The sequence below is a fragment of the Endozoicomonas sp. genome (assembly GCF_965196975.1).
Lineage (GTDB): Bacteria > Pseudomonadota > Gammaproteobacteria > Pseudomonadales > Endozoicomonadaceae > Endozoicomonas.
Genome location: NZ_OZ239981.1, coordinates 2684595 through 2705268, shown reverse-complemented (window position 1 = coordinate 2705268; position 20674 = coordinate 2684595). Strand labels below are relative to the sequence as shown.

Sequence of the window (20674 nt, the reverse complement as noted above, 5' to 3'; positions counted from 1 at the left end):
CTTTTCAATCAGGGTGAGAAGAAGTTCAGGTACATGGAAGTGAACTGTTTTGTAAGGAGATTGTCTATAAAGTATATGTGACTGGAGAGCTTGTATTATGGCATTCAATATTATTAGCGAAATAATTTCAGTCTGGAACTCAGGTAAGCAGGGAGGGTTCGGATACGAAGGGCGTGATGAATGGGAGGGAGTACCAGGTAAATGGGACCTAAGAAAATCAGCTCATCATCAACCCTCACAAAATGCTCTTATTTCCAGTGATGTTGATCCAGCTACTGAGGCAAAAAGCTTGATGGAAAGGCAGATCTGTCTGGCTTGCAAGAAAGAGCGCGAAGAGACTATGTCTCTAGTGAACATGTGGCGACCTTCGGGAGAGGGTTGTTGTAGCAGTATCTTAAGATGCTTTTACGATTGCATGGCTGTTGTTGGTGAAGAGCCGCAAATAATCCGATGGCCAGAATGTACTCACAATCAGATTGATGGCGAGATGTCATCTGTTATAACAGAGCCGGGAATGAGAGTAGATATTTCTGGCCGAGCTCCATTAAGTAGACATAACAGTGAAACGTTATCCTATGGAACGCCTGATATACCAGAGGAAAGTGTTCCGAGTGTCGAGAATCAACGTGCTGATATTCTTGTTCACCGTGAGATGCCGGATGGATTGCCATTATCTGGCTCTCAGGAGAGCTTGTATAAAAGTGCTTTAAACTTGCAGGATTCCAAAAGCCCAACCAGAGTTTCAGTATTTACAAGTCAATTTACCCCTAGTTCAGAGGAAACTATCGAACTTCAGAGGGGTGCTCTCTCTGAATGATTGAAACAATAGTGCTCTATTTTCACAGCTACTATGGGAACACCACTCATAATAGTTAACTGTCATGCCCGCTTCTGTTATTTCCAGCTCTACCAAAAGCATCGTTTTGCAAATTGAAGTTTCTATAGATTCAGGCAACATGCTGAATCTTGAAGATAGTTTACAGCGTGCACTCAATGAAGCCGGGCAGCTTGGAACAAAAGAGTTATTGGGGCTATTTGAATCACCCAATAAAGAACCTATCGTCGTTAATCAGCAGAAGTGGAACTACAAAGGAAAGGTTCTTAAGCACTATGAAACCTTATACGGTCGTATACCTTTGGAGCGCTCCGTATATCAGGGTGTCAGAGGTGGCAGTACTCTGGCAGCACTTGATCTTCGTGCCGGTATTATTGGTTCAGCTACCCCCAAATTTGCCAAGTCTATCGCCTGGAAATACAGCCAGATGCCAGCGCCTGCGGTAAAAGAAGATTTTGAGACCAACCATCAAAGGACGCTTTCAAATTCTTATATCAAGCATTTATCGGACAGAGTAGGTGCATTAATTGAAGACCAGCAAGACACTCACTACCACCTTCCTCCACTAAAAGAGCCTGTTGAAACAATAGCCATTGGTCTGGATGGAACCTGCATGCTGCTTTGTGAAGAAGGCTGGAGGGAAGCCATGTGTGGGACATTGAGCCTATATTCTGCAGATGGAGACAGGCTCCACACGATATATACAGCCAGTTCGCCAGAGTATGGTAAACAAAGCTTTATGAGCAAGCTCGACGAGGAGATTGCAGATCTAAAACGACTCTACCCAAATGCCACATACATCGGGGTAGCTGACGGGGCTAGAGAAAACTGGAGTTATTTGAAACAACATACCTCTGGGCAGATACTCGATTTTTATCATGCATCTGAATATTTAGCTGGAGCAGCGGAAGCACTGTTTCCAACCAGTAAGGCGAAGCGACACCAGTGGCTTGAAGACAGGCTACATAGTTTGAAAAACAAGCGTGGAGCAGCCAAAAAAATCCTTCAGGAAATTGAATCAGCCGAGCTCCCGAAAAAGACAATCGCACTGACAGAGAAGCGCTACAAAGCTGTGAGCTATTTTACAAACAATCACCAGTTAATGAATTATCATCAGGCGCTTAAACGCCATTGGCCAATAGGTTCAGGAGTTACTGAAGCGGCTTGTAAGACTCTGGTAAAGCAACGATTATGTGGTTCTGGAATGAGGTGGAAAGCAACAGGAGCGGAAGTGCTTTTGACAACAAGAGCACTGATCCAGAGTAAGGGGCGCTGGGAACAACTTTGGTCTGAGTTCATGACTGGAAAGGTTGAAGCTAACCTATGAGTCAGTTATCAAATTGAGAGAGCACCCCTTCAGAGTGTTGTGAAAAGTCGATGATAGTAGAAAAAATCTTCCGAAACCTACAGACCAACCAATAATCCGAAGTATAGGTTTTACATTCCATAAATATTTCTCGCATCACAAGTGTCTCTTCGATCATGTACTATAGTTTCTTAGATTTAAGGAGTTGAAGTCATGAATATGAGGCGCTTCTGGTACCTGTTACCTATTGTTTTTGCCGTATTGTTATCAGGCTGTATGACCGACAGCACAGGCACAACGTATTCAAGCAGTGAGGCTCGCCGAATTCAACAGGTCAGCTTTGGAACTATTTCCGAACTACAGCATGTAAAGCTGGAAGGTACTGAAGGTGCTGTGGGCACTGTTGCGGGTGCGGCAATCGGTGGTATTGCAGGCTCAAGCGTTGGCGGAGGTAAAGGAAGTGACATTGCCGCCATTCTTGGTGGTGTTGCTGGTGGTGTACTGGGTAACATGGCCGAGAAAGAGCTGACCACGCAACAGGGCATTGAAATGACCATCCGGCTCGACAGTGGCAAATATATATCCGTCGTTCAGGAAGCCGATCCAAAAGCCCCTTTGCAGGTCGGTGATACGGTTAAGATTCTGACCCAGAGTGGCACGACTCGTGTTGTAAGAATGCAATAATCCACTCAGACGGGGCTCAGGCCCCATCCTGATACCGTGGATTAGTTGAAATTACGTCTGGCCAAGCTATTCCTCCTACAATAACTAAACAATCACAAAAATCAGGACTCTAACCCTGTGAACATTGACTGTTTAGCGCCCACCTCGAAAGAACTGGCAGAATTATACCAACAGGCAGGTTGGACGAATCACGCCAGTTTAGAAGCTTTGCAGCATTCTATTTATGCCAGCAGTTGCTGGTTTCAGGTAAGCATTGAAGAAACGCTGGCTGGTGTTGTCAGGCTGCAGAGTGACTATGTTCGCTATTGCTGTATCTATGACCTGCTGGTGGATAAAAAACACCGCAGTAAAGGGGTCGGTTCAGCTTTAATGGAAGCTGCCGTTCAGTGGTGTGATCAGCGGCAGATCCAGATTGTCCATCTCTGGCCAGCAACGGGTCGGGTCCCTTTCTTTGAGCGCTTTGGCTTTCAGCCTCTCAGTGATAAACACCCGATGATGATCCGAAGTGCCAGCTACCCGGTCGATTAGTGTGTTAAGCCAGTCCCTCCTGATCAAGGCTATGTGTTAACGGAACACCCAGTATCTACTCAGAATGAAAATCACCAGTGTGACGATAGCCAACACAGCCCCGCTGGCCCATAAGTAGTCAAGGCTCGTGCGAGTGATGGCCATATAAAACAGCCACTGGTTCAGCATCCCTGCGACAATTTGAACAGCGACGAACCGGCTAAGGCTGCGCTGAAAGCTGTGCTTTTTGTGATTAAACGTCCAGAAGGTGTGGCCATAGTAGTTAACGACCATGGCCAATAGGAAGGCCGCAACATTGGCTCTGATAGGAAGAAAGACATCGTTTGTGACCAGAAGGTATAGAATATCTAGATGTATGGCACTTGCCAGAATGCTGACCAGGAAAAATTTAATAAGCAGTCCCACAGGTTTATTCCTTCTTTTGGGTTCTTTTATTCATATCGGTAGGTAGTGTCTTCGGGTAAAGACTTGAGCAATGTTCTGCAACTTTGTACATTGGCGGTCTGAACAGCTTTTGGTATTGTCCAGTGGGCTTTTATATGGCCTGGGGGCATGGTTGAGGATGGGTATGAGTAACAAGACAATTGCAATAGTAGTGGCGGTTCTTCTGATCCTCGGTGTGGCTGGTTGGTTTTTTCTGGCAAAAAATGATGGGCCTGAAGAAGTGCCCGTGACGGATGTGATTTCAATACAACAAGATGTAGTAGAAATGCCCGTAGAAGAAAACGCTTACTCTCCAGATATGGAGTTTGACGAATCCTCTGAGGAAACCCGAATTATCCTTGTTGAACCGGATAATGGGGAGTTAAGTGACCTTCTTTCAGAAAAAGTGATCCGTGATGGCAAGATTGTTGATAAGGCTCAGGTCGGCCAATAATTGCAGTGTGAGACATGTCTCACACTTTTCCGCGCGATTGCTGCTATTGCCGTAACAAGTGTGTTGATAACGTAAATCTTGCATGGATTGCACTTATCACATGGATGTGAGCCCACCAGCTCTGCTGGTGGGTTTTAAAACTCTTCTCAGTCTTTTCCTCTTGCCTTGATTAGCAGAACGTCTTGCAAAGCCCCCCTCATTTTTTTACTGTTTGAAAACAACGTAAAACCGTCACAAATCTTTCATGCTGGTGTGTTAGCTGCTGCAATACTTCCCCTTCGCCACTTTTGTATTGGATGAAGGGTGACAAAGGGGAGTTGGGAAGCTGCTAAACAGGGGTAAGTAGATGCCTTTATTAATTGAGCCGGAGATGCTGGCAACTCTGTTAAAGGATGAGCGCCTGGTTGTGCTGGATGCTCGATTCAGTCTTGCTGATGCTAAACAGGGGCGGGGGATGTATAACCAGGGACATATAGCTGGTGCGCTCTACGCTGACCTCGAAGAAGACCTTTCCGGATCGATTGTACCGGGCGTAACCGGCAGGCATCCGCTGCCAGGGCAGAAAGACTGGCAGGCAACGCTTCGTCGCTGGGGGATTGATAAGGACTCTCAGGTGGTTGTCTATGATGATGGTGGTCATGCCATGGCGGCAAGGGCCTGGTGGCTGATGCGCTGGGCCGGAATCTCTCAGTGCATGATTCTGCATGGAGGCATGAAGGCCTGGCAGGCTGGGCGTTACCCAGTGACTACCGATATTTCTGACGTTGTAGAAAGCCAAAGCGATTTCTCTACAGGTCATATGCCGACGGTATCCGCAGTGGATCTGCTGAAGGAAATGAAACCGGAAGGAAAGGGACTGTCACGAAAACTGATCGATGCCAGGGCTTATGAACGATTCCGTGGAGAAGAGGAAACCATGGATTCATTGGCTGGACATATACCTGGAGCGGTATGTCATCCATTCGCTGAAAACTTGGATGAAGATGGCCGCTTTCTTTCAGCGGATCACTTGCGAGAAATATTTACTTCACTGGTAGGTGAAGATTTCCGGCCAGTCTTCTACTGTGGTTCCGGTGTTACCGCCTGCCACAATATTTTTGCCATGGAACTCGCGGGTCTGTCTGGTGCAACACTATACCCCGGCTCATGGAGCGAATGGATAACAGACCCCCGGCATCCTGTTGCCAGAGGTCAATAGCCTTGCATCATTCATAGTAACCCACGGGATTTCATTGGGCTCAGTTCACGGATGTATTTCTGCTGAGCCAGTCTGCCAACAATCTGATGCTGACTGGCAAAGCCGGATACACACATCTTAATTTCGTACTGATCTTTCTGGGTGTTCAGTTCAGCTGCGAAACTTTTCAGATGGAGTCCGTTCTCGCTGCTGCACTGGAGAATCTGTTCAAGGCTACTCGGATCACTGGTGGTGATCAGTCGAAGGTTCAACTCGTTCACGCTCTCATTTCCTGTCAGTTGCAATGCTCATAAAAAAGCCCCCGGACCGGTTAGGGTGCGGGGGCTCGTTTCTGCTTTTCAGCTATCCACGATAACCCCCTCGGCGCATCATAATTTTGCCGAGTTTCATGGTAATCATGGAAAGCAGTAAAAAATTCATAGTGATGAGTATAGTTACGTATTCTTGTTAGGTCGAAACTTATAACAAACCAAATATACTATGTAAAGCCTTAACGTCGGCTAATGAGTGATAATTCTTAATATCTCTTACGTAATTATTCATGGGAAAACGTCAGAGCCTTGATGATTTTATTCAGGTAGAATGGCTGTTTTTAGCGAGTGTGAAAGAGCTGGTGACTTAATGAATTCATGGAATGTTGATAGCTGGAGACATATGCCGTTGCTCCAGCTGCCAGAATACCCCGACCAGGAAATGTTGAGCCGGGTTGAGCAAAAGCTTGCTGCGATGCCTCCGCTGGTTTTTGCGGGTGAAGTGAATGATTTGAGAAACCGTCTGGCTGAAGCGACTGAAGGCAAGGCATTTCTGTTGCAGGGTGGTGACTGTGCGGAGAGCTTCCTGGAATTCTCTGCCAATAACATCCGTGACACGTTTAAAGTCATGATGCAGATGGCGGTGGTACTCACCTTTGGTGCTGCCTGTCCGGTGATTAAAGTAGGGCGTTTAGCCGGACAATTTGCCAAGCCAAGAACTTCCGGTACCGAAACCATCAATGGCGTTGAGTTGCCCATTTATCGTGGTGATATCATTAATGGTACCGAGTTTACTCAAGCGGCTCGTAATCCAGACCCCCAGAGAATGCTGCAGGCCTATCATCAGGCTGCATCCACTCTGAATCTATTGCGTGCTTTTGCCCAGGGCGGTTTAGCCTCTCTGGAGCAGGTGCACGCATGGAACCTGGACTTTGTTTCAAACAGTCCGCAGTCTGACCAGTACAGCCACATGGCTGACCGAATAGATGAAACTCTGGACTTTATGAAAGCCTGCGGCATTTCTGCAGAGCATTCATCCACCATTCGTGAAACTGCGTTTTATACTTCTCATGAAGCCCTGCTATTGCCTTATGAACAGGCACTGACTCGTCGTGACAGCCTTTCCGGTGATTGGTATGACTGCTCAGCGCATATGTTGTGGGTGGGTGACCGTACTCGCCAAGTGGATGGTGGTCATGTTGAATTTGTTCGTGGTATTCAAAATCCCATTGGTCTGAAAGCGGGTCCAACCCTGCCACCGGATGACCTGATTCGATTGATCGACCTGATCAACCCGGACAACATTCCTGGCAAGCTGAACGTTATTGTTCGTATGGGAGCTGACAATGTTGAGAAAGGCCTTCCGCCATTGCTGAAAGCCGTTCAGCGTGAAGGGCGCAATGTGCTCTGGAGCTGTGACCCAATGCATGGGAATACCTACAAGGCTGGCAATGGCTATAAAACCCGTGAAGTGTCAAAAATCCTCTCGGAAGTAGAACAGTTCTTCGCAGTCCACCGTGGCGAGGGGACGTACGCCGGCGGTGTTCACTTTGAAATGACCGGACAGAATGTGACAGAGTGTGTTGGTGGTGCCCATGCTGTGACTGAAGATCATCTGGGCAATCGTTATCATACCCACTGTGATCCACGTCTGAACGCCGATCAGGCGCTGGAACTGGCATTTCTGATTGCTGAAACGTTGAAGAAGTGTCGTAAGTTGAGAGACGCAAGGTAGTCGAGGCTCAACCATGAACGATCGCATTGACATTATTCAGGATGATATTACGACATTATCTGTGGATGCCATTGTGAATGCGGCTAACAGTGGGCTCCTTGGTGGTGGCGGAGTTGATGGTGCCATCCATCGGGCTGCGGGGCCTGAGCTCCTTGCAGCCTGCCGGGAGATTGGAGGCTGTCCTACCGGTGAAGTGCGGGTAACACCTGCATTTCATCTCCCTGCACACTATGTTTTTCATGCGGTTGGCCCGATCTGGCAGGGAGGGGATGCTGGTGAGCCTGGCCTGCTACGTGCCTGTTATCGCAATGCTCTTACGGAAGCTTCAAACCGGCAGTTATCATCGGTAGCCTTTCCTGCCATTAGCTGCGGTGTTTATGGTTATCCTCATCAGGCCGCCTCAGAAATTGCTTTTAATGAGGTGCATGAGTGGCTGGCCGGGCATGAGTTCCCCCACAAGGTTATATTTGTCCTGTATAACCAGCTCATGGCAGATTTGTATGAGCAACTTCTAGCTGGCCAGTTTAAATAATAGACATTTTTTACAGATAGCTGTTGACTTATCGTTCAAAAACAATATGATATGCGTCGTCTAACGGGGTATAGCGCAGTCTGGTAGCGCGCCTGCTTTGGGAGCAGGATGTCGGGAGTTCGAATCTCTCTACCCCGACCATTTTTCTTTTCTTTTTCTCTTCGTAAAACTTCACTGAATTATTTCTACTGTCGTTGACAGGTTCGTCTGCATGTCTAGAATAGCAATGGCTTCGGCGTGTAGCGCAGCCTGGTAGCGCATTTCGTTCGGGACGAAAGGGTCGGAGGTTCAAATCCTCTCACGCCGACCAGAAGCTCCTCCAAGTATTTTCACACTCTTTTTTCATTATTCATCACACACTGTATTAAAGATCATTCTATTCGGTGTTTGATTCCGCCGGCATATAAGATCACTGTTCAAACGTGTTATTGTTTTCTATTGGATTTATAAAGATAAAGCGCTGGAAATCAGTAAGCCGTACTTTATGAAACAGCCTGCTAGTTTGGAACATTAAAAATAATAACAAACCGGAAGCCCTATCTAAGGCTACTCCGGATGAAGTGACAGGGGTATTGGTGATGGAAAGTCCCGAATGGACATGGGCATGGAGCTGGTGGAGCACATTGGTTCTGATTAATTCGATAAACGTTGTTTTAGCCGTATTATTTTTTCGACGTAGAAATACCGAAAACGATTCCTATCTGCGCTGGATGAAGTTGATGGGAATGGTTTTTGTATCCGTGGCTTTGTATCGATCCATTTTTGTTTCCAGTTATCTTGAGCAGTTGGCGTGGTTTGACAGTCTGGCTAACAGCTCATTGTTGATTCGCAATCTGGCATTTTTTGCAGAGTTGTCTTTTGCCGGTCTGTTTATGCTTGCCATGTTGCGCACAAGCCAGGATTTAGAACTCTATCCGTCAGGACAAGAACATGTCTTTGATGTACTTGTCAGTCGGGCACCCAAATTTCTCTTCCTTTGCATTTTCATCGCCCAGTTTTTTGCCACCACGGCATTAATTACCAAGTTCGAGGTTTTGTTTGCTATCGAAGAGACGCTCTGGGGAATGGCTTTTCTATCGATCTTCCCGTTAGCCATTAAGCAATTACGGGCCGTCATGAAAAGTGAGCACAGTACTACTGAGCTAAGGCTGTTGAAACCGTTTGTCTGGTTGAATGTTATCTGGCTGGTTGGTTATTGCAGTTATTCCGTATTTTACCATTTGCCGATCGAATACTGGCCGCATGTACTGGAAGACCTGCGACAGGGGAGTTATCAATTTAATGCCAGTCTTCAGGCTGTTAAAGATGCGTTGTTTGTGGTCAATGAAACGAAGAGTTTAAGCGAGTGGGGCGGTATTGGTTTTCTGATCTGGCATTCGGGGTATTTCAGTATCTGTGTCTGGATTGTGCTGTTCTTAATGAGAGGTCCAAGATTGCTGAGATCAAAGGATGCCCTTGATATCAATGATCAGCAGACAGGAGAGGCTGTCGGGGTTTAGGTTCTTGAACGGTTGATAGGCTGCATTCCCTGGTTGGGCACAGCCTTTTTTGTCGCTTTAGAACTCCGCCGGACTGTGTATTGGCTTCGCCTCAGAAACAGTCCTGCGAGTTCGCTGAAGTTTTGATTTTCTCAGCTCAATTTCCTGCTGTTCGATCTGCTGAGCCGTTAATCCTGCTTTACGACCTTTCAAATAACGCAGGTAAGCCGGGATATGGGTTTTGCCCAGGTATTCATCCAGGTAAGGCAGGAAACCAGCATAGTTGCCTTTGAACTTTGCATGGTGGAAATCGTGGTAAACGGGGCCTTTGTATACAGGGAAAAGGTGTGCGGGATTCCACGGTACATCATAGCCGATATGGCCATCAGCGCCTTCCATTTGACGGATAACAACCCAGATCCAGACAACATAAATATGAGCGCCTAACAGAATAGGGCCCACCAGGGTCAGGCCAGCGGTTAAAACATACTCCAGCCAGTTCATATAATTCCCGTTAATCCCACAGGTATTGCGAATACGGTGATGAACGCTGTGTACATGCTTTAACAGCCATTTGTTTTCATGCATGTAACGATGCATCCAGTAGTATAAAAAGTCATCAAGAAAAACAAAAAACAACAGCTGAGCGATGATGATATACCAGGCAGGCAGCTCACCATTATGCACCGCAGTCAGTTTTAACAGGGGCCAGGTTGCTACCAATAAACAGGCCAGAATGATATTATTGATGACGATACGGGCAATGGAGGGCCAGAAGTATTTTTTAAACTCAAAAGGTTTTTGCTGGATTTTATATTTTCGCATTGACTCTGGATCAAGCCAGGCGACGATGGTCCATGGAGTCGCGACGGTTAAAAATGATGCCATGCTGATGGCCAGTGTCGCCATGGGAAACTGCCAGAACCATGGATCGTTATAGAATCCCTGCCAGGGTGAGAGCACATCCATAAAGAAACCTTTTCTTATTGTTGTATGGTGAATGGATGATTACTTCTTAGTCAGTGCCCCAAAATGGAGATCGCCATAAGTCACGGTTGGCTTATAGCCAGGAAAACCCCAGTAGCCAGTGAGTTCGGATGAATTCGCCATATTGGGAAAATCTTGATAGACAGGGTGATTGCCGGCAATGGTTTTTTCGACAACCATGGATATGTATTGATCTATCCCTCCTTCCAGCGTATTGCCATTTAAAATCACTTCCATCCCGGTTTGCTGTGCGTACTTCTTCAAGCCTGGAATACGGGATTTCTCTGGGGCATAACAGTCAGGGCCAACACCGTTTTCACTGGTTACCTTTAACCCTTGTGGTGTATGAGCAACAAAGGAGTGGTTTCCTGCTGTATGTCCGGGCGTGCGAATTAGTGCAAGTCCATCGCCAATCATGACGTCACCGTCCAGCTGAATCACTTTGTCTTCAGGAACACCCGCGAGACCATTGGGGCAATACCAGTCGATTTGTGGTGGCAGCAGTGCTTTTGCCGACTGCCACTCGTCCTTCATGACTAACAGGCGGGCATTGGGAAACAGTCCGGGGCTATCGGCATTCCCAAGCCATTGACGTAAATCCTGCGTATGAAGATGGTCGTAGCTGATGAAGTCAATATCTTCGGGTGCCAGGCCTAACTGATCCAGACACCCATTTACGGTATTGCTTTGCGGGGCGATGAATTTTTTCAGAAGATCTTTCGCAGGTCCTGCTTTGTTGGTGATTCGCTTGAAATAGGGGGTTTCTGCATTGGCTTCAACATCTGAAGGGGACAGCAGAATGGTTTTCAATCCTTCCGCAGTATCAACCTGAACCACAAACAGACGGTTCAAAATATGAATAAACGGAGTGGGAATGATATTGCAGTTTAAAAAGGCGTATTTGGTGGGGTAGGGGACCCGGATCAGCTCCATACTGCGGTAAAACTTCACCCGAGGTTTACTGAGCATATCCATGCGAAATCGTTCTGCAGCCATTCGCATGGCTTCAAGTCGGGTGTGAGTCGCTCGATACCGGCGAGCTTCCTCAAAGTGCTCAATGGGACGGATAATACTGCTCAACCACTCTCTAGTTATTGAGGAATGGTGAGCCGCTGCTGGCTCCAGTGTGTCCGTTGTCATGCTAAGTTCCCTTTATTGTTATTTTTCTAGGCATTTATACGCTCAAAGCCTGCAGTGCCGGTAGAATGAGCCTCTGCAGAAGGCCATGGTTAGCCTACTTAATGTTTCGGGTAACCGGTAATCTCCCGAATCGATTTATAAAGCGGCTGCATGCGTTTGTAGATCTTTTTATAAACCTCGTTGTACAAACGATCATACAGCTGCATGGTTGGTAGATCCGGTTCAAACACATCGCCCACTCGGGTCATTTTATCAATGGCTTCGCTGTAGTCTTTATGAATGCCAAGTCCGACACAGCAGTTAATGGCTGCACCAAGGCCGGAAGCTTCAAAAGTGTGTGGTCGCTCTGCCTCCATACCAAAAATGTTCGCCGTCAGCTGCATGGCGGCATCACTTTGGGAACCACCACCAGAGACCCGCAACCGGGTGATGGGCGTACCACTGCGCTTTTCGATCTGCTCTTTACCGGAACGCAGTTCGTAAGCGAGTCCTTCCAGGATCGCGCGGTAAATATGTGCCCGTTTATGAACATCACCAAAGCCGATAAAGGCGCCTTTGCCTTCCGGGCCTGGCTGACGTACGCCAGGTGACCAGTACGGTTGCATCATCAAACCCATTGAGCCTGGAGGAACCTGGGTCAACAGGGCATCGAACAGCTGCTCGGGTTCTACACCCAGCTCTCTCGCCTTACGCTGCTCAGCCTGTGCCAGTTCATTTTTGAACCAGCTGACCATCCAGAAACCTCGATAAATCATCACTTCGGTGTTGTAGCGTTTTGGCATCGCCGCAGTGTAGGGAGGGATAAAGGGAATGGTTTCAACGTACCGGGGTGTTGTTGTACTGATGGTGGCTGTCGTACCAAAACTCAAACAGCCGATATGAGGATCAATGCCACCAGCGCCCAGTACCTCACAGGCCTTGTCGGATGAAGCTGCTATCATCGGCAACCCTGCGGGCAAACCGGTATGCTCTGCAGCCTTGGTTGTAATATGACCTAACAATTCTCCAGGCTGTAACAGTTCCGGCAACATATGTCGTCTGGTGGCCAGCAGTTTCCATTTCAAATCGTGTTTGCCAGCCCATTTCTGGCGGCGATAGTCATAAGGGAGGTAGCCGGCCACTGAACCACAGGCGTCTTTTATTTCGCCAGTCAGTTGATAGGTCAGGTAGCCGGATAAATTCACGTAGTAACGGGTCTTCTGCCATATATCGGGTTGATGCTGCATGATCCAGTTATCACGGGCTTTGGCCCGCAGATCTTCGATCAGACTGGTCAGTCCGATGGTCTTGATCAACAGTCCCCAGAGGCCGCCAACGGGCTTTTCCGGTTCGGCTTTGCGCTGGTCCATCCAGATAATGGCCGGTCTCAAGGGCTTTTTATGTTCATCCAGGTTAATCATGGTGTAGCGCTGTGTGGTCAGTGCCATCCCTTTGATCTGATCGGGAGATACAATGCCCTGGGCCCATAACGCTTTGCACGCTTCGCCAAGATGCTGCCAATAGTATTCGGGGTGCTGTTCTGCCCAGCCGGGGTGCTGTGAAAAATAGGCCTCCAGCTCAACTTTGCTTTTGGCGATCTCATTACCGGCACTGTCAAACACCAGAGCGCGAATGCTCTGTGTGCCATTATCGATAGCCAGTACGTATTCTGAATCACTCACTACACACTCACTTCTTGTTTCTTATTATCGAGTATCAGCGTTATTGAACGAGTTCGGAATACTGTAATAGGTATTCCAGATGGATTGATAACGGGTGACTTCCTGTTGCCATTTCTGCTCGCTCCAACCCAGTTCTTCCTGGCATATGGCCTTGATTCTGTCTTCAAACATCAGGCCTCCCTGCTCCAGCAGCAAGCCAAGGCGGGTACGTCGGAGCAGGAGATCATCCAGATGGACAATGGCTTCATTTCCAGCTGACCAGCGCAACTCGGCCCAGAGGGCACGGGCACCGGGAATAACATCCTGCTCGTCGGGCCGTGCCTGCGCCAGCAAGTGATCGGCATCCATACCGTAATGCCCCCGGATACGTTTCTTTAAATAGTCCGGCAGCTTTTTCAACAGTGGGCTGGCAGGCTCATATTGAGTAAACATATCTGCGCCAGTATCACTGCAATCAACACCGGGGAGGTACTCTTCAGCGGTTTTTAATACATCCAGGGCAATTAACCGGAAGGTGGTCAGCTTGCCACCACTGATGGTCACCAGGCCGTTATCGTTCCAGATACTGTGGTCACGTTTTTCTTTCGATGGGTTCATTGCACCTGAGCTGACCAGCGGGCGTACCCCCGCCCATGAAGAAATAATATCCTGCTCGGTTAACCCAGCTTTTGGGAACTGGGAACAGACGGCTTTCATCAGGTAGTCCAGCTCATCACGAGTCATGGCCACTTCATGATTGCCAATATCGCCGTTGTCCAGGTCGGTTGTCCCGACAACGGTTCTGCCTTCCCAGGGGAAAATAAATACAGGCCGTTTATCATCCGGGTGCATCGCGGTGTATGCCTGGGCTACTGGCAATCGCCAGCCGGGCACTACAATATGACTGCCACGGGCAGGGCGAATATGTTGTTCTGATGTCACCTCTCCCCGTAGTTCATCTCCCCAGGCTCCTGTGGCATTGATGACCACTTTTGCCTGAACTGGAATTAACTGGCCAGTCTCTGCATCCTTCAGTTGAGCGCCCGTTACTCGATCACGGTGTTTAATCAAAGCATCGACACCGAGATAATTTATGACCGTAGCGCCATCTTTCTGGGCTTCCCGCAGAACCCGGATAACCAGGCGTGAGTCATCGGTAATGGCATCCGCAAACTGGGTAGCACCGAGCAGGTTGTGCTCATTAATAAGCGGGCTCAGGTTTTCAATGTCGTGTAATTGATGAAACTTACGGTAACGCTTACCCGCAAAAAAATCATAAATACGCAGTAGAATATTAAAGACAAACGGTCCCGGAAACCCTCCCTTGTAATGGGCCATCAGATAACCCATCTGATCAACCAGCCCAGGGGCTTCTCTCATCAGGCGTTCCCGCTCGGAAACCGAGTGCATCGTGGTTTTGATATCGCCGGAAGCGATGTAACGAAGGCCACCATGAACCATTTTGGATGAACGGCTGGAGGTTCCCCAGGCGAAATCCTGACGATCGACCAGCAATACCTTCAAGCCCCGGCGTGCGGCTTCGCGTGCTATGCCTGCACCGGTGATGCCACCGCCGGCCACAACGATATCCCATTCAATATTATTTTTTAATGCGTCCAGTAACTGGTTCCGGTTACCTGCCTGCCAGGATTTCTGCCACATATATTGGATGCCTGATTGGTTCAATGAAGTGGCCAGTTATTCACTGTCCTCAAGTAATACACCCGGGTTCAGGCGTTTCTCCGGATCAAACTCATGCACCAGAGTTTTAATCATCCGCATCCCAAGCTCACCTTTTTCCGCTGGCATGTAAGGCGCATGGTCACGACCCGTGCCATGCTGGTGGGAAATGGTGGCATAGCCCTGGGCAATCACTTCAGAGGTTTTTGCCTTCAGTTTCTTCCAGCGCTCCAGAGTGGCTTCGTAGCTGTCAGCACACCGGAAAAAGTAGGTGGTATAGATGCTCGATCCCTGGCCATAGATATGCGAAAGGTGGGTAAACGCCATGACTTTTTCACCGTCGTCTTTTAAGGCGTTTTCCAGGCTCGCTTCCATCTGATGCATCAATTCATCCACATTGCCCCAGTCGGTAGAGGTTTCCAGCGTATCAACCGCTATGCCCTGAGCCCAGGTGGTTTCACGAAGATAGGGAAACTTGAACCGGCCATGGGCCCAGATGGTGCCCATAATGTTGGCCAGTGCACCACCAACGCCGCCATGCTTGTTCAGAATTTTTTTCAGTTGTTTCAGCGCTGCTTTATTCTGGTATTTTGAGCCGGTAACACCGAAGGTCAGCATGCATCGATTGTCGTCCAGTCCGCGAAAGCGCAGATAGCCATCCAGCAGTTTGAACTGGGTGAGTGAGGTTCCAAGATGAGCGTGGGCACGAGCCTCTTTGGCATTGCTGACACGCATCATGGACAGAGGGATCTTCTGCTGGGCAACCTCCCGGGCAACGGCTTTGCCTGCCTGCCAGTCAGGCATAAAGCAGACCATAAACTTCTCTTCTTCTGCGGCACGTTGTACGCGTACCTTCACTTCCGTAAAAATCCCCATACGGCCTTCGGTACCCATGGTGAGCTCCCGAATATCCGGTCCTGCCGAAGAGGCGGGAATCGAAGGAATATCCAGTGTGCCCTCTAGCGTTTCCATACGGCCACCGGCAAACATCTGCTCAATGCGGCCGTAGCGGAGTGACTGTTGGCCTGAAGAGCGGGAAGCGATCCAGCCACCAATGGTGGACAGCTCCCAGGACTGGGGGTAGTGCCCAAGGGTATAACCCCGAGCCTGTAACTGTGCTTCAATCTGTGGCCCGGGAGTCCCTGCACCAAAGGTGGCAATCTGGCTCTCTTCATTCAGGTCCATCAACTGGTTCATGTGGCCCATATCGATGGTTAAAATGGCTTTTGTACTTTCCTGGGGCGTGATGTGGCCAGCAACGGATGTTCCGCCGCCATAGGGAATTACAATAAAATCGTGCTCTACCGCAAGCACCAGAAGTTCGCGAACCTGTGCACTGGTTTCCGGGTAAGCAACACCGTCGGGGAAAACACCAAAGTCACCACTGCGCATGGCCAGCCAGTCGGGGAAACTCTGGCCGCGGGCGTGTCTTACCCGGTCTTCTGCAGCAGTCACAATGAGTGGATGTTCAGGCAGGCGTGATGCTGGCACCTTCGCCATCACGCTTTCAAGGGTGGCATCGTTTAACGGGGTCGGTTCACCGATAATGCTGCGAATCAACGCTCCCCCATGGTCGGATACTTCTTTAACGTAACTATCATCACCCCAGCCATTCCAACGACGCATGATCTACCTCTGTTCTTTTTATTCTTTTGGTACGCATAACTGCCATGGAGAGCCAGAAAGCAGTTAGTGCTTATAAACTGACGACAGTTTCTGTTTTTAGAGTTAAACGGTCGTTTGATTGGCTAATGTAGCAAGTAGAGTCATAGTATTTCAATGACCAGAGAAATCGAGCAAGCCATAAAGTAGCTTTACCACAAAGACACGAAGGCACAGAGAGAAGCTCTTTTCTGTGTTTTTGAGCCTTTGTGGTGAATATCACTGAGTATTCAGAGGTTTATCTTTTCCACCGTAAAACGCCCGCTATCCAGGGGAAGTTTGGTTTCCGTCTTTTGTTTGAAATTCACTGCATCAAGATCCAGCTCCTTGATACGGCTATCGTTCATGGTGGTGAAATACAGAATTCTTTTCTGCTGGTCGATCACGGATGTCCACTGGGTGGCACTGGGCAGGTGCGGTATATGCTGTCTGTGGTGAGGGCCAAACTCTGAGCCCAGGGGAATGTCGAAGTTATTCAGAATATGAAATGCCTGAGAAACTGCCTCTTTGCTGGTTTTCATGGGGGGGGCGGTGTGCAGGTAAAAAGACGCCCGAACAAAGCGGGAAGGTGGACTGATATCGCCGGGTAATCCGGCAAAGGCGGTGCCAACACCAAAGGATTTCGCCAGGTAGTTACCAATCTTTTTGGGAGCAGCGCTGCCGGGTTCCAGATGGATGTAATTGCTCAGATTGGTAACCTGCCAGGGGAAGTCTGGTGAATTGGTCAGTACACCCACTTCATTGTCATAGATATGAACCTCCCCATGGTTAACGATCTCAATCACAATGCTGGCACCGGTGCTATCGGTCACACGCCAGTGAGCAGTGGGGGATGGGTTGCCTTTGGCATCCATAAACACGGGCACAATTTTAATAGCGGTCATGGCTGACCTGACGTCTTTTACCGTTTTGAACTGGCTGAGCATCCAGCGGACGAAATCCATATCGGTGATATTATTTCGTGCTTTCCTGGGATCAAACTTTGCTAGTGAGCCATACCCTTTAAAGTAAAATAAGCCGGCGGTCAGGCCTTCCTCGTTAATCCCTTCGGCAATAAACCGGTCATCACTCACCGAAATACCCGCAAACCCGTATTTGCTTTTCCAGCTCAGGCCGTTTTTGCCATTGGGCAGGGTGGAGGTGTACTGATAATTCCGAGGTGCAAGAATCAGCTTGCTGTTCAGATTGCTCTCACCCCACTCAATGGTTCTGGCATGGACACTGGCATTGGATTCTGCCGTGATGGTGATGCCGGTACAGGCCTGCACTGATTGAATTAACGCTACGAAGAGCAGAGCCAGCAATAAAGGGTGTGATAAACATCTCACGAGCATTGAATGTCACCTCGTTTCTCGATTCCTGAATGTGGAACGAATTTGCTAGTGACAAGTATTGGCGGGATTGAAAACTCTGCCAGTTTTCTATGAGTGATGCTTTACTGGTGAGGGCAATGTAATGATCATTTCGCTTTTATAAGAACAATGACGGGTTCGACAATGCAGAGAGTATATGACTACATCATTATTGGTGGCGGTATTGTCGGTATCTCAACGGCCTGGCAGTTGCAGCAGCGTGAGCCGGGCAAATCTGTTCTGGTGCTGGAAAAGGAATCCGGTTTGGCCATGCATCAGACGGGTCACAACAGTGGAGTAATTCATGCCGGAGTCTATTATGCACCGGGTAGCCTGAAGGCTAGGCTCTGTAAGGCGGGAATTAAGGCTACGATTGGCTTCTGCTCCGAGCACAACATTCCGGTAGAGAACTGCGGCAAACTGCTGGTGGCGACCAGCCCGCTGGAAGTGGAGCGAATGCAGGCGCTATACCAGCGCTGTATCACCAACGGTATTAAGGTTGAGCTGCTGACAGCAGAGCAACTTAAAGCGGTGGAACCGAATATCAGTGGTCTGGGAGCGATACACGTCAGTGCCACCAGTATTGTTGATTATAAACGGGTCACCGAAAAAATGGCCGAGCTGTTTATCGCGACAGGTGGCGAGCTGCTCCTGAATACGGAAGTCACCGGACTGAAGGAGTCGGCAACTGGAATTACAGTTAACGCCTTGGAAAATGGTTGCGAGGTATTGGTTAAGGGGAATTTCCTGATCAGCTGTTCCGGGCTTATGGCAGATCGGGTCACCCGAATGCTGGGCATCAACACCGATTTTCAGATTATTCCCTATCGTGGTGAATATTACCGTTTGACTACCAGGCATAACCGGGGGGTGAATCACCTGATTTACCCCATCCCTGATCCGGAGCTGCCCTTTCTGGGCGTACATCTCACCCGCATGATTGATGGAACGGTCACGGTAGGCCCCAATGCGGTTCAGGGGTGGAAACGGGAAGGGTATGGTCGGGTCAATCTCAGCTGGAGAGACAGCTGGGAGATAATCCGCTTTCCAGGCTTCTGGAAGGTGACACTGGCCAATTTGAAAACCGGGCTGCAGGAGGTCAGAAACTCCTGGTGGAAGCCCGGCTATTTAAAGCAGGTGCAGAAATACTGCCCACAGATCCAGCTGGAGGATTTGGAGCCTTACCCCGCCGGTATTCGTGCCCAGGCTGTTATGAACGATGGCTCACTGGTGCATGACTTTCTGTTTGCTGAAAGCCCCCGAAGTCTTCATGTCTGTAATGCCCCTTCACCAGCGGCCACTTCGGCTATTCCTATTGGGAAGTTTATTTGTGAAAAAGTTCAAGAGAAACAGCAGGTAGTTTGATGAAACAAGTTTGTACAGCATCAACCCCCTGACCCATTGGCCGATGATTGTTTAGAACCAAAAACTCAGGGCCACCCAATGAATGAGCTGATAACAACACTTCAGGAAATCCCCCCAGCAACCTGGCGAATTCTGTTTTTCTGTGCCTTGGCCTTTGCTCTGTTTATGTCGCTGATACCGGGCAAATGGGATCCTACTCGCTTCATGAATGATAAGGTTAAACATGTGCTCACCTTTATGGTGTTGTTTCTGTTGATTGACCTGGCGTTCCCAGCGACAGGTATTGTCTGGTGGAAACCAGTGGGTTTGATGGCGTTTGGGGCGTTTATAGAAATCTGCCAGCAGATGACCCGCGACCGTCGTTTCAGTATCGGTGATATCGTCGCCAATGGGATTGGTATCGGGCTCTATATGGCGATCAGTCTTGGTGTTGGTTCATTGGAAGCCTCTGAAGGTAGCTGCCAGCCCTGGCCTGAGTGCATGACCGTATTGTTTAATCTCTGATGGCAACTTCCTTGTTAAACTCGAAGGCACAAAGGTCGAGTGATGCTTCTGAGCTCTCCTGTCTTTGTGCCTTTTCTGTCCTCGGGGTATTACTTATCCCATTCACAGATTGGCTTGTTGGTGCAGAAGTGAGACGCGCACACTTCATAGTCACATTGATGGCTTCCTTTTGGGCACTGATCCCAGGTGGTAAAAGCTGAGCACCGGAACGGGCTGCAGCCATCACCGTTGCACTGATGGCAATCAGGAGAGAATGTTTCACCCGTGCAGCCGTCGGTTACGGCTTCAGTTGCATTAAAGAACGGTGATGGGTAGGTCGCGCCGACAAAATTGCTGCAGGACTTCTGACCATCATCTGACATGGTCTCATAACCAAATTCGAACCCTTTTTGTGCCGTTGTCTGGACACAGATGGCTGGAGCGTGCTCTGGATTATGCTCATGGTGTCTTAAGACAAAGTAGGGTTTTCCATTATCGCTTTTCTCTACACTGGCAAATGAAGTCAGCCAGCTGGCCAGTTGCCCATGGTTTACATCAAGCCATTGGAAATCCGGAGTGGTAAATGGCACCGTGAGTATATCATTGGTGGGCAGTGTGTACTCACATAGATAGGTGCGGGCTCTATTACCCGGAATCACCTTGCCGATTACATCGCCCGAAACGCCTGATTCAGCGTTGTGAGGCAAAATACACAGTAATACATTGGGCTTGACTTTTTTATACACCTTCGCCGTCAACTTCGATGCATCTTTGAGATGGTCAGGAAAGTCAGTTGCATGAACCTGAAAGACCATTACAGCCAGTAACAGAAATAATGAGCAAACCTTACGCAAGCTATTCATTATTGATGAGCCTTTGTCGGGAAAATGATACTAAAAGGGGGGCACTTACACCATGAGCACGCCGCAGAGAGATGACCC

The 20674-nt window shown here is 48.7% G+C and carries 20 protein-coding genes and 2 tRNA genes; 13 read left to right on the top strand and 9 right to left on the bottom strand.

What is annotated here, in order from left to right; genetic code table 11:
* The first annotated feature begins 97 nt into the window (after window positions 1–97).
* The 4 genes from ACOCLE_RS12195 (at window position 98) to ACOCLE_RS12180 (ending at window position 3353) form a co-directional block, all read left to right on the top strand.
* On the top strand, window positions 98–817 hold the full coding sequence (locus ACOCLE_RS12195; protein ID WP_419536897.1) for a hypothetical protein: 720 nt from the start codon (window positions 98–100) through the stop codon (window positions 815–817).
* A 64-nt stretch (window positions 818–881) separates the two neighbouring features.
* Window positions 882–2162, top strand: a complete 1281-nt coding sequence (locus tag ACOCLE_RS12190) for an ISKra4 family transposase (protein WP_419532972.1) — start codon at window positions 882–884, stop codon at window positions 2160–2162.
* Window positions 2163–2354: 192 nt separating this feature from the next.
* Window positions 2355–2825, top strand: a complete 471-nt coding sequence (locus tag ACOCLE_RS12185) for a glycine zipper 2TM domain-containing protein (RefSeq protein WP_419536896.1) — start codon at window positions 2355–2357, stop codon at window positions 2823–2825.
* Between the two features lie 207 nt (window positions 2826–3032).
* Window positions 3033–3353, top strand: a complete 321-nt coding sequence (locus tag ACOCLE_RS12180; RefSeq protein WP_419536895.1) for a GNAT family N-acetyltransferase — start codon at window positions 3033–3035, stop codon at window positions 3351–3353.
* 36 nt (window positions 3354–3389) lie between these two features.
* Here the strand turns inward: ACOCLE_RS12180 and ACOCLE_RS12175 are convergent, their stop codons facing one another.
* Window positions 3390–3758 carry a GtrA family protein gene (locus ACOCLE_RS12175; RefSeq protein ID WP_419536894.1) on the bottom strand — a complete coding sequence of 123 codons (369 nt, stop codon included), beginning with the start codon at window positions 3756–3758 and terminating at the stop codon, window positions 3390–3392.
* Between the two features lie 163 nt (window positions 3759–3921).
* On the opposite strand from ACOCLE_RS12175, the gene ACOCLE_RS12170 reads away from it, so the two are divergent.
* Window positions 3922–4230: a hypothetical protein gene (locus ACOCLE_RS12170; protein WP_419536893.1), complete on the top strand. Its 309-nt coding sequence runs from the start codon at window positions 3922–3924 to the stop codon at window positions 4228–4230.
* A 346-nt stretch (window positions 4231–4576) separates the two neighbouring features.
* Window positions 4577–5428: a sulfurtransferase gene (locus tag ACOCLE_RS12165; RefSeq protein ID WP_419536892.1), complete on the top strand. Its 852-nt coding sequence runs from the start codon at window positions 4577–4579 to the stop codon at window positions 5426–5428.
* An 11-nt stretch (window positions 5429–5439) separates the two neighbouring features.
* Here ACOCLE_RS12165 and ACOCLE_RS12160 read toward each other — a convergent pair whose 3' ends face one another.
* On the bottom strand, window positions 5440–5688 hold the full coding sequence (locus tag ACOCLE_RS12160) for a hypothetical protein (protein WP_419536891.1): 249 nt from the start codon (window positions 5686–5688) through the stop codon (window positions 5440–5442).
* Window positions 5689–6049: 361 nt separating this feature from the next.
* Here ACOCLE_RS12160 and ACOCLE_RS12155 point away from each other — a divergent pair, with 361 nt between their 5' ends.
* The 5 genes from ACOCLE_RS12155 (at window position 6050) to ACOCLE_RS12135 (ending at window position 9445) form a co-directional block, all read left to right on the top strand.
* Window positions 6050–7414, top strand: coding sequence for a class II 3-deoxy-7-phosphoheptulonate synthase (locus ACOCLE_RS12155; RefSeq protein ID WP_419536890.1), 1365 nt, complete (start codon window positions 6050–6052; stop codon window positions 7412–7414).
* A gap of 13 nt (window positions 7415–7427) precedes the next feature.
* A complete protein-coding gene (locus tag ACOCLE_RS12150) occupies window positions 7428–7946 on the top strand; it encodes an O-acetyl-ADP-ribose deacetylase (protein WP_419536889.1) in 519 nt (172 codons plus the stop codon).
* 64 nt (window positions 7947–8010) lie between these two features.
* Window positions 8011–8087, top strand: a tRNA-Pro gene (locus ACOCLE_RS12145).
* A gap of 92 nt (window positions 8088–8179) precedes the next feature.
* Window positions 8180–8256 (top strand) — tRNA-Pro (locus ACOCLE_RS12140).
* Window positions 8257–8518: 262 nt separating this feature from the next.
* Window positions 8519–9445: a hypothetical protein gene (locus ACOCLE_RS12135; protein WP_419536888.1), complete on the top strand. Its 927-nt coding sequence runs from the start codon at window positions 8519–8521 to the stop codon at window positions 9443–9445.
* A gap of 57 nt (window positions 9446–9502) precedes the next feature.
* Here the strand turns inward: ACOCLE_RS12135 and ACOCLE_RS12130 are convergent, their stop codons facing one another.
* The 6 genes from ACOCLE_RS12130 to ACOCLE_RS12105 form a co-directional block, all read right to left on the bottom strand.
* On the bottom strand, window positions 9503–10333 hold the full coding sequence (locus ACOCLE_RS12130) for a sterol desaturase family protein (RefSeq protein WP_419536887.1): 831 nt from the start codon (window positions 10331–10333) through the stop codon (window positions 9503–9505).
* Between the two features lie 99 nt (window positions 10334–10432).
* Window positions 10433–11551 carry a hypothetical protein gene (locus ACOCLE_RS12125; RefSeq protein ID WP_419536886.1) on the bottom strand — a complete coding sequence of 373 codons (1119 nt, stop codon included), beginning with the start codon at window positions 11549–11551 and terminating at the stop codon, window positions 10433–10435.
* Window positions 11552–11649: 98 nt separating this feature from the next.
* Complete coding sequence (locus tag ACOCLE_RS12120) at window positions 11650–13212, bottom strand: FGGY-family carbohydrate kinase (RefSeq protein ID WP_419536885.1); 1563 nt, start codon at window positions 13210–13212, stop codon at window positions 11650–11652.
* Window positions 13213–13236: 24 nt separating this feature from the next.
* On the bottom strand, window positions 13237–14853 hold the full coding sequence (locus tag ACOCLE_RS12115) for a glycerol-3-phosphate dehydrogenase/oxidase (RefSeq protein ID WP_419536884.1): 1617 nt from the start codon (window positions 14851–14853) through the stop codon (window positions 13237–13239).
* A gap of 36 nt (window positions 14854–14889) precedes the next feature.
* Entirely contained in the window at window positions 14890–16497 is a 1608-nt protein-coding gene (locus ACOCLE_RS12110) for an FAD-binding oxidoreductase (RefSeq protein WP_419536883.1), read from the bottom strand.
* Between the two features lie 266 nt (window positions 16498–16763).
* On the bottom strand, window positions 16764–17867 hold the full coding sequence (locus ACOCLE_RS12105) for a linear amide C-N hydrolase (protein WP_419536882.1): 1104 nt from the start codon (window positions 17865–17867) through the stop codon (window positions 16764–16766).
* 162 nt (window positions 17868–18029) lie between these two features.
* Between ACOCLE_RS12105 and lhgO the strand changes: the two genes are divergently transcribed.
* Window positions 18030–19250 carry an L-2-hydroxyglutarate oxidase gene (gene lhgO / locus ACOCLE_RS12100; protein WP_419536881.1) on the top strand — a complete coding sequence of 407 codons (1221 nt, stop codon included), beginning with the start codon at window positions 18030–18032 and terminating at the stop codon, window positions 19248–19250.
* Window positions 19251–19328: 78 nt separating this feature from the next.
* A complete protein-coding gene (locus ACOCLE_RS12095) occupies window positions 19329–19754 on the top strand; it encodes a VanZ family protein (protein WP_419536880.1) in 426 nt (141 codons plus the stop codon).
* A gap of 89 nt (window positions 19755–19843) precedes the next feature.
* Here ACOCLE_RS12095 and ACOCLE_RS12090 read toward each other — a convergent pair whose 3' ends face one another.
* On the bottom strand, window positions 19844–20596 hold the full coding sequence (locus tag ACOCLE_RS12090) for a hypothetical protein (protein ID WP_419536879.1): 753 nt from the start codon (window positions 20594–20596) through the stop codon (window positions 19844–19846).
* Window positions 20597–20674: the final 78 nt, after the last annotated feature.

Coding starts and splice junctions, on each gene's coding strand:
- ACOCLE_RS12195 (WP_419536897.1), top strand. CDS start 98: ATGGCATTCAATATTATTAGCGAAATAATTTCAGTCTGGAACTCAGGT.
- ACOCLE_RS12190 (WP_419532972.1), top strand. CDS start 882: ATGCCCGCTTCTGTTATTTCCAGCTCTACCAAAAGCATCGTTTTGCAA.
- ACOCLE_RS12185 (WP_419536896.1), top strand. CDS start 2,355: ATGAATATGAGGCGCTTCTGGTACCTGTTACCTATTGTTTTTGCCGTA.
- ACOCLE_RS12170 (WP_419536893.1), top strand. CDS start 3,922: ATGAGTAACAAGACAATTGCAATAGTAGTGGCGGTTCTTCTGATCCTC.
- ACOCLE_RS12165 (WP_419536892.1), top strand. CDS start 4,577: ATGCCTTTATTAATTGAGCCGGAGATGCTGGCAACTCTGTTAAAGGAT.
- ACOCLE_RS12155 (WP_419536890.1), top strand. CDS start 6,050: ATGAATTCATGGAATGTTGATAGCTGGAGACATATGCCGTTGCTCCAG.
- ACOCLE_RS12150 (WP_419536889.1), top strand. CDS start 7,428: ATGAACGATCGCATTGACATTATTCAGGATGATATTACGACATTATCT.
- ACOCLE_RS12130 (WP_419536887.1), bottom strand. CDS start 10,333: ATGGCGACACTGGCCATCAGCATGGCATCATTTTTAACCGTCGCGACT.
- ACOCLE_RS12125 (WP_419536886.1), bottom strand. CDS start 11,551: ATGACAACGGACACACTGGAGCCAGCAGCGGCTCACCATTCCTCAATA.
- ACOCLE_RS12115 (WP_419536884.1), bottom strand. CDS start 14,853: ATGTGGCAGAAATCCTGGCAGGCAGGTAACCGGAACCAGTTACTGGAC.
- ACOCLE_RS12110 (WP_419536883.1), bottom strand. CDS start 16,497: ATGCGTCGTTGGAATGGCTGGGGTGATGATAGTTACGTTAAAGAAGTA.
- ACOCLE_RS12105 (WP_419536882.1), bottom strand. CDS start 17,867: ATGCTCGTGAGATGTTTATCACACCCTTTATTGCTGGCTCTGCTCTTC.
- lhgO (WP_419536881.1), top strand. CDS start 18,030: ATGCAGAGAGTATATGACTACATCATTATTGGTGGCGGTATTGTCGGT.
- ACOCLE_RS12095 (WP_419536880.1), top strand. CDS start 19,329: ATGAATGAGCTGATAACAACACTTCAGGAAATCCCCCCAGCAACCTGG.
- ACOCLE_RS12090 (WP_419536879.1), bottom strand. CDS start 20,596: ATGAATAGCTTGCGTAAGGTTTGCTCATTATTTCTGTTACTGGCTGTA.